General features: G+C 34.5%; 11 protein-coding genes and 1 pseudogene. All 12 read left to right on the top strand.

Annotated elements, in window-relative coordinates; genetic code table 11:
• Positions 1-2,204 (top strand): annotated as a pseudogene (locus tag BCI01S_RS25685) (hypothetical protein); the annotation flags it as partial.
• Positions 2,201-2,497, top strand: coding sequence for an EscU/YscU/HrcU family type III secretion system export apparatus switch protein (locus BCI01S_RS21035; protein ID WP_047944767.1), 297 nt, complete (start codon positions 2,201-2,203; stop codon positions 2,495-2,497). The pseudogene BCI01S_RS25685 and the gene BCI01S_RS21035, both read left to right, overlap by 4 nt.
• A gap of 55 nt (positions 2,498-2,552) precedes the next feature.
• A complete protein-coding gene (gene fliS, locus BCI01S_RS21030) occupies positions 2,553-2,984 on the top strand; it encodes a flagellar export chaperone FliS (RefSeq protein ID WP_061800960.1) in 432 nt (143 codons plus the stop codon).
• A gap of 20 nt (positions 2,985-3,004) precedes the next feature.
• Positions 3,005-4,414: a flagellin N-terminal helical domain-containing protein gene (locus BCI01S_RS21025; RefSeq protein WP_061800959.1), complete on the top strand. Its 1,410-nt coding sequence runs from the start codon at positions 3,005-3,007 to the stop codon at positions 4,412-4,414.
• Between the two features lie 167 nt (positions 4,415-4,581).
• On the top strand, positions 4,582-5,019 hold the full coding sequence (locus BCI01S_RS21020; protein WP_061800958.1) for a YaaR family protein: 438 nt from the start codon (positions 4,582-4,584) through the stop codon (positions 5,017-5,019).
• A gap of 278 nt (positions 5,020-5,297) precedes the next feature.
• Complete coding sequence (gene flgM / locus BCI01S_RS21015; RefSeq protein ID WP_061800957.1) at positions 5,298-5,552, top strand: flagellar biosynthesis anti-sigma factor FlgM; 255 nt, start codon at positions 5,298-5,300, stop codon at positions 5,550-5,552.
• A gap of 21 nt (positions 5,553-5,573) precedes the next feature.
• Complete coding sequence (locus BCI01S_RS21010; protein ID WP_061800956.1) at positions 5,574-6,059, top strand: flagellar protein FlgN; 486 nt, start codon at positions 5,574-5,576, stop codon at positions 6,057-6,059.
• A gap of 11 nt (positions 6,060-6,070) precedes the next feature.
• Entirely contained in the window at positions 6,071-7,720 is a 1,650-nt protein-coding gene (gene flgK, locus BCI01S_RS21005) for a flagellar hook-associated protein FlgK (RefSeq protein ID WP_061800955.1), read from the top strand.
• 46 nt (positions 7,721-7,766) lie between these two features.
• A complete protein-coding gene (gene flgL / locus BCI01S_RS21000) occupies positions 7,767-8,912 on the top strand; it encodes a flagellar hook-associated protein FlgL (protein WP_061800954.1) in 1,146 nt (381 codons plus the stop codon).
• 118 nt (positions 8,913-9,030) lie between these two features.
• A complete protein-coding gene (gene fliW, locus BCI01S_RS20995; RefSeq protein WP_061800953.1) occupies positions 9,031-9,480 on the top strand; it encodes a flagellar assembly protein FliW in 450 nt (149 codons plus the stop codon).
• Positions 9,480-9,713 carry a carbon storage regulator CsrA gene (csrA, locus tag BCI01S_RS20990; protein ID WP_061800952.1) on the top strand — a complete coding sequence of 78 codons (234 nt, stop codon included), beginning with the start codon at positions 9,480-9,482 and terminating at the stop codon, positions 9,711-9,713. Before fliW ends, csrA begins: the two co-directional genes overlap by 1 nt.
• A gap of 146 nt (positions 9,714-9,859) precedes the next feature.
• Entirely contained in the window at positions 9,860-10,984 is a 1,125-nt protein-coding gene (locus tag BCI01S_RS20985) for a flagellin N-terminal helical domain-containing protein (RefSeq protein WP_061800951.1), read from the top strand.
• The last annotated feature ends 91 nt before the right edge of the window (positions 10,985-11,075 follow it).

The following is an 11,075-nucleotide window of genomic DNA, read 5'->3' as shown; positions in this document are numbered from 1 at the left end:
AGGTAGAACAGGCAGTAAGAGAAGCGACAATAAGCCTGCGTTTAGGCCAAGAAAATGCGGGCAGAGAGAAATTAGTGCAAGCAATCACAAAGGCCGAACAAGAAGTAACGGCCCAACAATCTAAACCAATAACAACAGACCAAAGCAAAGCCCTGCAGGATCAATTAACTCAAACGAAAGACCAAATAAAGCAAGAGCCTAATCTACAAAAAGCAATCGAAACGGTAAAAGAGACGATTATCAACAATCCGAAAATGCCGCCAGAAGTAGTAAAACAGGTAGAACAGGCAGTAAGAGAAGCAGCAATAAGCCAGCGTTTAGGCCAAGAAAATGCGGGCAGAGAGAAATTAGTGCAAGCAATCACAAAGGCCGAACAAGACGTAACGGCCCAACAATCCAAACCAATAACAACAGACCAAAGCAAAGCCGTGCAGGATCAATTAACTCAAACGAAAGACCAAATAAAGCAAGAGCCTAATCTACAAAAGGCAATCCAAACGGTAAAAGAGTCGATTATTAACAATCCAAAAATGCCACAGGAAGTAGTAAAGCAAGTGGTACAGGTTATTAATCAAGCAGATCAATTAAATGCAGCAGCCAAAGAGCGTATAATGACTGCTCTTAATCAGATTATCGATATGGATAATTCAAAAATTCCTAATGAAAAGAGTCAAGTTCAACAAAATGAGAGCAATAGAGAAGCTGCTAAGACTAACACGACAACTCAATTACAGATGGAGAGTATCAAACAAGCTGCTAAACAAATACAAAAAGAGCCTATCCTAGAAAAGGCACTAAATGATTTAAAATCTGAGCTTAGTAAAAATGAAAACTTAAGTCTAGATAAAAAAGAAAAGATAGAAAAAGCAATTAATACTTCATTAGAGTTAAATAGTAAAGGCAGAGAGATGGCATCAAGACAAAACATTTCTAAAGCTTTACAGGAAGTAGAAACAGCAATACAACAAGAAAACAAAAATTATGGAGAAGATAGTTCTCTAAAACAAGTGGATATGGAAGAGAAACGATGGGATAGTCAGTTGCAAGCCATGGGAATATCTTCAAAGGATATATTGGTAACAAAAATATCTCAAAAACTAGCAGAGGCAACACATGAATTTAGAGATATTAAGAGAGAAATCTATCGAAATTTAGATAATGCGCAAAAATTAATGGAAAAGTACAAGGATTCGAGTATCCCACAAGCATCAAAAATAATTGAAAGTACAATTGCTAAATTAGATCAAACAATTTTAAAAAGTGATTTAATGTTATATGCCGATATGCGTACCGAAAAACGACTACTCCAGGCGAGCTCACAATTAGCAGAAGCAAAAAAATATCTTTCTAATGGAAATACTGCCAAAGCAACTGAAATTGTTTCAGAGGTGAAAAAGATGGTTGATAGTATTCAATATAAGCCATCTGAACAAAAAATTGTCCACTATGTTTCAAAGAATAGTGCGTTATTAGAAGAAGTATCTCCATTGAAAAGTTTGGTAAAACAATCTGAAGATATTGGAAGGAATTATATATTAGAAGGAGAAGAGCCTTCTTCACGACAAATGTATGAAAAAATCCGCTCATTCGGCTTAAATCGAGAGAGTGATGTAGCAAATAGACTTGTTTCAAGTCATACGCCAACTAAAGAACAGGAAGACAATCTGAAGACAACATTATTGAAATTAGCAAGTAGTGAAAATTTAGGTGATGAAACAGTAAGCAGGCAGGCGGAACAGGCATTAAACAATATTAACGGACAACAATTATTAAATAAGCAAGATTCATCTAGCCAATTGCAAAGTATGTTCTTTAATTTGCCCATGTTGTTAGGCGAGAAAAATGAGAATATACAAGTATTTATCAATTCAAAATCAAAAGGAGAGCAAGTAGATTGGGAAAATTGCAATCTTTACTTTCTTTTAGAAACGAAGAAATTAGGGGATGTTGGAATTTTATTAAATGCGACCGATCGCAATCTATCCATCACCGTAAAAAATGATTCAGCAGATTTTGAAAAGAAAATGTCGCCACTATCTAAAATTGCGGTAGACCGTTTACAAGAGATTGGTTATCAGGTTCAAAATATCCATTTTACGCATCTTACAAACCCTTCAGCTGAAACAATAGAGAAAAAAGATAATAAAAGACTTGCAAGCGTTAATGAATTCATACAAGAGAAAGGAGTTAACTTACAAATATGAGCATGACAAGATATTATAATCAAAAAAATCGCTTTGAAAGAAATGGACCAGTTGCAGCAGTATTAAAATATGACGATAAAAGCACGGCCCCTTCCGTTGTTGCGCAAGGAAAGGGAGCAGTTGCTCAACAAATAATAGAATTGGCACAAAAAAATAATATCCATATGCAAGAAGACTCCTCTCTTGTCGCCAATCTATTAGATATGGACTTAGGGGATAGTATTCCTCCTCAATTATATTCCGTAATAGCAGAAATTCTTCTATTAATTGAAGAAATGAATAAAAAATATTAAAGAAATTAAAAGATGTTCCGATAAAAAAAACAGGAGCATTTGGAGGTGGAAAAACATGGCTAACCTTATTTCAGAAGAAGTACTCTATCAAAAATCTCCACAAGAACTCACAGCATTATTATATGAAGCATGTCTAAATAATTTAGAAGAGGCAATTGAAAATATAGAGAATAAGGATTATATCCTCGCGAATGTAAAATTAAAGAAAGCTAATGACATTGTCTGGAGACTTGGCGCTGGGATTAATTATGAGGCGGGAATCATCGCCGATCAACTAGACATGTTATATAACTATATAGCAGGAAAACTTATTGATGCCAATTTAAAAAAAGATATATCCATTATCCAAGAAGTCAAAACGATAATAGAAGAACTGCTTGCAGCTTGGACTGTAAGCATGAAAGAAAAAACACCTAAGATAAATACTGGTCTTCGCCAAAAAACATTGGCATACGAAAAAAATATCATGACATATGATAAAAATTAAAACAAAAGGAGCATATTAAAATGAAAATTAATCACAATATTCAGGCGCTGAATGCTTACCGTAATCTATATCAAAACCAATTCAATACTTCCAAAAACCTAGAAAGATTATCTTCTGGTTTAAGAATCAATCGTGCAGCAGATGATGCAGCAGGACTTGCGATTTCCGAAAAAATGCGTTCACAAATTAAAGGTTTATCTATGGCCGAACGCAACTCACTAGATGGCGTTTCTTTAATGCAAGTAGCAGAAGGAGCAATGAACGAAGTACACTCTATGCTTCAACGTATGCGTGAATTATCTGTACAAGCAGCAAATGACACAAATACCGATTCAGACCGTAATTCCATTCAACAAGAAATTGATCAGCTGTTAAAAGAGATTGATAGTGTTGCCGCTAAAACTGAATTTAATACACGTAAGCTATTAGATGGTTCTAGTGCAGTTGATACACAATTCCTTGATGGAGAACAGGCAAAAACAAACTTAAAGCAGGTTCCGACAGTAGTAGATCCAACTTTAGCAACAGGCAAATACGAAGTGGCTGTTTCTGGGACTCCCCAATTTGTTAATACATTAAATCAGCCAGGTGCGGGAATCAGTTCCTCAGATGTTCTTACAATGGATCCAGACAGTGACTTAGCATTAGGAGAATATTCTGTGGTGGTTACGGGATATCAAGATGATGGAACAAAAAGAAGCGCCAATATTGAAATTTTTGATCCAAGTGGATTTTCTATTGGACAGCTTGCAGCAGTAGTCGGTGAAGATGGTGCAGAAGAGACAATTGGAACAGAGACTGGCAAGAAAATAAAGATAGACACAACCCAAATTACTGGAAATGGTACAGCTAAAGTTCAAATAGAATCTAAAGTTACATTATCTGTTTCTAAAGTGAATGGTGACGATTCTACTACTCCAATTACTTTCTCGAAAGAGCTTATTACAAGAAATGGAGAAGTTGAGCACGGCGGATTGAAGCTATCCTTTGGAGCGAATGTTAAAGAGGGAGCATCGCAATTTGATTTAACAAACAAAGCTCTAACATTCCAAATTGGTGCCAATACAAATCAAAATCTAAATATTGATATCCCGCAATTAAGCACTGTAAAGCTGGGAATTAATAATTTAAATATTCTTTCAAATGATGATGCTAGCAAATCAATTTTCAAAATTGACCAAGCGATTAACCAAATTTCATCCATTCGTGCTAAACTAGGTGCTACCCAAAACCGTTTAGAGCACACAATCAGCAATCTGCAAGTAACAAATGAGAACTTAACATCTGCAGAATCTCGTATCCGTGATACAGATATGGCTCAAGAAATGACAGAGTTTACCAAAAATAATATCTTGAATCAATCAGCTCAAGCAATGCTGGCTCAAGCAAATCAATTACCAAATGGAGTTCTACAGCTTCTACAATCGTAATTATTAAATCAAAGCTAGTCCTGGTAAAAGATGGACTAGCTTTTTCTCTTTCTGTTTTATGATAATATAGATGTTATCAGTGTGTAATAAATAATAAACTTAACTATAATATCAATCTTCTCTTGGAAATCTAAATATATTTATAATTATGAAAGGGAGGTTTATATATGGAAGTCCAAAGAGTATCGAGGACAAGTACGGATAAAATAAAAAGTAAAGATAATTTGCCGGCAGAGAGTATTTCTTTTCAAGAAGTTATTTCTAAAAATCGTCAACAGGCAGTTTATGAAAAATTATCAAAATTAGTAGAAGAAATTGAGGGACAAGGGAAAAAATTATCGGAACACCGTACGGTAGATGATTTGCGCAGATACAAAAAAATGGTAAAAGATTTTATGGATGAAGCGGTTAACAATGCCTTGAAACTAGAAGAGCAAAGTGGTTTTAATCGCAGAGGAAGAACGAAAGTATATAAAATTGTTAAAGAAGTGGATAAAAAGTTGGTGGAATTAACCAATACCTTATTAGACAAAGAAAAAAACGGTTTAGATATATTACAATCAGTTGGTGAAATTCAAGGTCTTTTAATTAATATATATACTTGAATGAGTATTTAGAACTATTGCGGCAAGTGAATTCCCACGGATTCAGTGCTGCTTTTTTATTATATTGGGATATTTTAACTAAAATAAACATGAAATAGGAATAGGCTGGTTATAATAGAAATAGGAATATCAGTCTAATTTGTATAAATACAAGTTTTAGTCTTTAAAAGGAAAAATTTTGACCGATATAGAAGATAGAAGAATAAGAACTGAAAGATGAGTATAGTAAATTTCCATATATAAACGTAAGGTCAAATTTTCTGTAGAGGAGTGTAAAAATGAAAATTAATAATTTTAATCCAGTAAATATAAACCCATATAAAAAGCAGATGGAAAAAAATGTAGATGCACAAAACATTAAAAAAGAAGACAAAGTGGAAATATCAAAAGCTGCGTTAGAACTTCAAGGTACACAAGATGAAGTGAGACTAGAAAAAATTCAGGAGCTAAAAAAGCAAATTAGTGAAGGCACATATCAAGTAGATTCCAAAGAAGTTGCTGAAAAAATTCTATCATTCTGGAAAAAGAGCTAAGGAAAGATAGGAGGATTTCGGATGCAGACCGAAAAGATTGAAGCGTCATTAAAAGACATACTTTCCTTGCATGAAGATCTGTTGCAGCTTTCTTTTGAAAAAAAAGACATACTTATTAAAGGAGATACAGATCAATTACGAGTAATCACAGGAAAAGAACAAAAGTTTATTAAAGCTATTCAAAAAAAGGATCAAGAATTGCAATTGAATTGTAATAATTTTTTAGGCAGTGAACTAATGAAGGCAACATTAAATGATGTTATTAAAATGGTTGACGATCAAACGAAAGAGATATTAATTGAAATAAAACAGAAACTGGTAGAGGTGCTGGGGTTAATAAAAACGCAAAATGATACAAATCAACAGCTTATTAACCAGTCTCTGCAATTTATTGAGGTCTCGCTTGATTTATTAAAGCCAGATATAGACACATATAATTACAATCGATCAGAGACGAAAAATCCTTATCCAAAAGAAGGATTTTCGATATTTGAATCAAAGATTTAGGAGGAGAATCAATGGTTTCAACCTTCATGGGCTTAGAAACAGCAAAGCGTGCTTTGACAACACAGCAATCAGCTATTGCTACAGCTGGGCATAATATTGCAAATGCTAATACATTAGGCTATACGAGACAAAGAGTAAGTTTAGCTGCAACACAAGGATATCCAGCAGTTGGTCAGAATAGTCCAGTGATGCCAGGACATTTGGGGACTGGAGTTCAAGCTGATCAGATTGAACGGATTAGAGATAGCTTTGTCGATATGCAATATCGTAAAGAATCTAGTAAGTTGGGGTATTGGGATTCGAAGGCACAAATGTTATCACAAATGGAAAATGTTATGGATGAGTTATCTGGAACAGGGATTTCGAATAGTATGGATCAATTTTGGAATTCCTTACAGGATTTAGCAACAGAGCCAGAAAACGAAGGGGCAAGAAGAGTTGTTAGAGAACGCGGATCTGCTTTGGCGGATACGTTTAAATATATGTATACTTCTTTAAAAGCAATTCAAAAAGATAATAGAAATGAATTAGAAAATACAGAAGATAATATTAATAGTGTGTTGAAGCAAATCAATCAATTGAATCAGCAAATAGGTGCTGTGGAGCCTAATGGCTATTTGCCTAATGACTTATATGATGAACGTGATAGATTGATTGATTCTCTTTCTACGATGATGAATATTAAAGTAGAAGCTAAGTCCAGCGGCGGGTTAGCTCGGGCAAGTGCTGAGGGATTATATGATGTATATATGGCAACACCTGAGGGTGATATTTTAACAGATTCTAATGGTCAGCCTATTAAACTAATAGATGCATCAACAAGAACAGCAAATGGCATCCATATTCAATATGATAGCAGAGAAGAATTAGACAGCCCAGTTACCTCTTTTAAATTTTTTAAACTAAATGATGATCCGACTGCTAAAAGCAAGTTTGAGGGAATTGAAACAGATTCAGATGCTGATGCTGCAAATGGTGTATATACTTTAAACGATTTCAAGGCCTTAAATAGTCAAGGGAAGCTAAAAGGCGTAATTGAAGGTTACGGTTATATGGAAGGCGGAGAAATAAAGGGCACATATAATGCTATGTTTGACGATTTAGATGAAATGGTCTATACGTTTGCAACGGCTTTTAATGAGGTTCACCGAAGTGGATATAGTTTAAATGAAATAGAAGATGGAACTGCAAGAGATATTGACTTCTTTAGTTTTACAGATAGTAATATAACAGCTGATAATCCGAAAGGAGCAGCTGGGAGTATTGTATTGTCTAAGGAAATTTTAGAGGATGTAGATAACATAGCAGCTGCTACAGAGTCCTCAGCTGGAAACGGAACAAATGCCTTAAACCTTGCAAAAGTAAAGGATTCTATTCTTGATTTTGGCGGAAATAAAACAAATGTCCAAGCCTTTTATCAAGGGGTTATCGGCAAATTAGGGGAACAAGCTTCTGAAGCAAATAGGATGGAAAAGACTTCAGGAATATTAAAAAATTCTGTTGAACAAACAAGAATGTCTGTAAGTGGTGTATCGATTGATGAAGAGATGGTTGACTTAATCAAATATCAGCAGGCATATAATTCAGCGGCAAGAATGATTACAATTGTGGATGAAATGCTTGATAAAGTTATTAATGGAATGGGTGTAGGAGGAAGATAAAAACTTCTATTTTCCAACTAATTAAAACTAGGAGTGTAACAGGCAAATGAGAGTAACTCAATCAATGCTTACCAATAATAATTTGAAATACATTAGTAACAGCTATAAGGATTTACAAAGGCTTTCTGATCAAATTACAACAGGGAAAAAAATAACTAAACCCTCTGATGATCCTGTTGTAGCCATGAAAGGGATGCGTTATCGTACACAAGTATCGGAGATAAAACAATATCAGCGCAACCTTAATGAAGGATATAACTGGATGGAAAATGCTGATACTGCACTAGATAGTGCGAACCAAATTTTACAAAAAATTAGAGAATTGACAGTGCAAGCGTCAAATGATACGTATGATGAAACGGCACGTAAGAATATTGTCGATGAAATTACCACATTACAAGAACAGTTAGTAACATTGGCAGAAACAAAAGTAGGGGATAAGTATATTTTTAATGGCACGGATACAGCGTCCTCTCCCATGAATTTAAATCAAATAGATATGGAATTTGAGGGATTTCAAGCTGGTTTAGCAGATGGGTCTATTAATCCTTCTGAATATGTAATAAATTATCAAGGAAATAAATATACCTATGATAGTACTGATAATATGTTTAAAAATAAAAATGGCTCTTCGATTGAAATTGATGGAAATACAGGAGAAATAACATATATCTATCAAGAAGAATTACCATATAAAGATGGAGAAACAGTTGCTGCAGAAAAGAAAATAGATAGTGGAAGTATTGTTATTTCAAAAGATACTGCTGTTTCGACGAATTCAAATCAAGTGCTATTAGAAGTCTCAAAAGGTATATCTATCCCTGTTAATATAACTTCAAGTAATGCTTTTTCATTAGATATGTTTGGCGGAATTGAGGCAATTAAGAAAATGATCTTGGACCCAGACGCAACAGGGAAGGAAATTACTAAATCATTAGATGCAATTGATGGGTATATAACGGATGTTGTTTCCACACAATCTCAATTAGGAGCACAATTGAATCGTGCTGAAATGGTTGAAAGTAGATTGAAGAAGCAAGAGGTTGTTGCGAATGAAACACTTTCTGAGAATGAAAATATGGATTTTGAAGAAGCAGTGATGGGCTACTTAACACAGCAGCTGGTTCATAATGCATCCCTTCAAGTAGGAGCGCAAATTATGCAAAGATCATTAGTAGACTTTTTACGATAAGCTGTCCGATTGGATAGCTTTTTTCGTTTATAATAGAATTAACTATAGATAGATGGCAAACAGAATTTTTTTCTAATGGATGCAGATAATAAATTAAATTGAGAATGGTGGGTATAAAGTGGAAATTAAAACGAAATTTCATGGTAATGTCTCTATAGAAAAAGACAAAATAATTCGATTTGAACAAGGATTACCTGGATTTGAAGAGGAGAAAGAATTCTATATATTGCCTTTAGAAGGTGGAGCAGACCTTTTCGTACTTCAATCAATAGCAACCCCCTTATTAGCTTTTGTCATGATAGATCCATTTTTGTATTTTAAAGAATACGCAGTGAAAATTTCCGATGAGGTGAAAGAGTTATTAAAAATACAAGATACAAAAGAAGTAGTCATCTTTTCTCTATTAACCATTAAAGAAGAATTGAAAAGCATTACAGCTAATCTTCAAGGACCAATCGTTATAAACGATAAGCTGAAAAGAGGCAAACAAGTCATACTAGTAGATTCAGATTATCAAACCAAACATGAACTTTTTCTTTTCAAGGAACAAAAGGAGGGTTCTAAATAATGCTGGTATTAAAACGAAAAGTAAATCAATCGATAAAAATTGCAAATGATATTGAAATAACAATCCTAGCAATTGAAGGAGAGCAAATAAAAATCGGAATCGAAGCCCCAAAAAATATCGAAATACATAGAAAAGAGGTATATGTAGCTATTCAAAATGAAAATAATGAAGCAGGAGATGCTTCCGTAGATTTTATAAAAAATCTTACTAATCAATTAGGAAAAAATAATTAGATTTTTATTGTCAATATACTAAACATAAATAATTCCCTGTCGATATATTTAATAGAACGGCAATTCAAGAAGGCGGCCGACTTTTTGAAATGACCGGCTAACCACATGGATGTGGAATTATTTATATTCAGGGAGGAAAACAAACAATGATTATCAATCATAACTTATCAGCGATGAATACTTATCGCCAAATGGGTGCAAACCAAACAAATGCTTCTAAATCTATGGAGAAATTATCTTCTGGTTTACGTATTAACCGTGCAGGAGACGACGCAGCAGGTCTAGCAATTTCTGAGAAAATGCGTGGACAAATCAGCGGTTTAAATCAAGCACAACGTAATTCTCAAGATGGTATTTCTTTAATCCAAACAGCTGAAGGTGCTTTAAACGAAACGCATTCTATTCTACAACGTATGCGTGAACTTGCTACACAAGCAGCGAATGATACAAATACAGATCAAGACCGTCAAGAGCTACAAAAAGAATTAAACCAATTAACTTCTGAAATTAACCGTATTGGTAACAATACTGAGTTTAACCAAAAGAAATTATTGAATGGTTCACAAAGCTTAAGCAGTGGTAATAGAGTTGCAACTGCTGGTAATACAGAAAGCGGAAATGGTTTACACTTACAAGTTGGTGCAAACTCACAACAAAACTTTACTGTTGATATTTTTGATATGCGTGCAGAAGCACTTGGAATTGCTGGTACGGCAGGATCTACAGCACAAATTGGCCAATCTACTCAAGCTGGCCAAAAAAATGCATGGGTAACTGGCGGTACAGCTGGAACTGAAGACTACAATTCAGCTAGTGGTGCAACGGTTACAGGAGCAAATAAAGTATTGACAGAAAATGGAACTACTATTGGGGCTGAACTTGTTGCCAAATCAGCAGATTCTAAATTTGCTTCAGGTGCTGCAAATAAACTTACAGATGCTGGTAATGCTACTGGTGCTGAAGTATATGCTTTAGATATCAGCGATCATAAAAAAGCTACTTCTGCAATTTCAACTATTGATGCAGCTATTAACCAAGTTTCTGCTGAACGTTCTAAACTTGGAGCATTCCAAAACCGTTTAGAGCATACAATCAGTAACTTAGGTAACTCTTCTGAGAACTTACAATCTGCTGAATCTCGTGTACGTGACGTAGACATGGCAAAAGAAATGATGGAAATGACTAAGTCTAACATCCTTTCTCAAGCATCTCAATCTATGCTTGCTCAAGCTAACCAACGTCCACAAGCAGTATTACAATTATTAGGTTAATAATCTTAAATGACTACCGGATTTCGGTAGTCATTTTTTGCTTTTATAACGCCTCGATACCTTTCCTTCCATTATTTATCTTCTGTTTTGT

The organism is Niallia circulans NBRC 13626 (genome assembly GCF_001591585.1).
GTDB classification, from domain to species: Bacteria; Bacillota; Bacilli; order Bacillales; family Cytobacillaceae; genus Niallia; species Niallia circulans.
Note: the sequence above shows the minus strand (reverse complement) of the source record. Positions and strands in the feature narration are given on the sequence as shown.

Coding starts and splice junctions, on each gene's coding strand:
- BCI01S_RS21035 (WP_047944767.1), top strand. CDS start 2,201: ATGAGCATGACAAGATATTATAATCAAAAAAATCGCTTTGAAAGAAAT.
- fliS (WP_061800960.1), top strand. CDS start 2,553: ATGGCTAACCTTATTTCAGAAGAAGTACTCTATCAAAAATCTCCACAA.
- BCI01S_RS21025 (WP_061800959.1), top strand. CDS start 3,005: ATGAAAATTAATCACAATATTCAGGCGCTGAATGCTTACCGTAATCTA.
- BCI01S_RS21020 (WP_061800958.1), top strand. CDS start 4,582: ATGGAAGTCCAAAGAGTATCGAGGACAAGTACGGATAAAATAAAAAGT.
- flgM (WP_061800957.1), top strand. CDS start 5,298: ATGAAAATTAATAATTTTAATCCAGTAAATATAAACCCATATAAAAAG.
- BCI01S_RS21010 (WP_061800956.1), top strand. CDS start 5,574: ATGCAGACCGAAAAGATTGAAGCGTCATTAAAAGACATACTTTCCTTG.
- flgK (WP_061800955.1), top strand. CDS start 6,071: ATGGTTTCAACCTTCATGGGCTTAGAAACAGCAAAGCGTGCTTTGACA.
- flgL (WP_061800954.1), top strand. CDS start 7,767: ATGAGAGTAACTCAATCAATGCTTACCAATAATAATTTGAAATACATT.
- csrA (WP_061800952.1), top strand. CDS start 9,480: ATGCTGGTATTAAAACGAAAAGTAAATCAATCGATAAAAATTGCAAAT.
- BCI01S_RS20985 (WP_061800951.1), top strand. CDS start 9,860: ATGATTATCAATCATAACTTATCAGCGATGAATACTTATCGCCAAATG.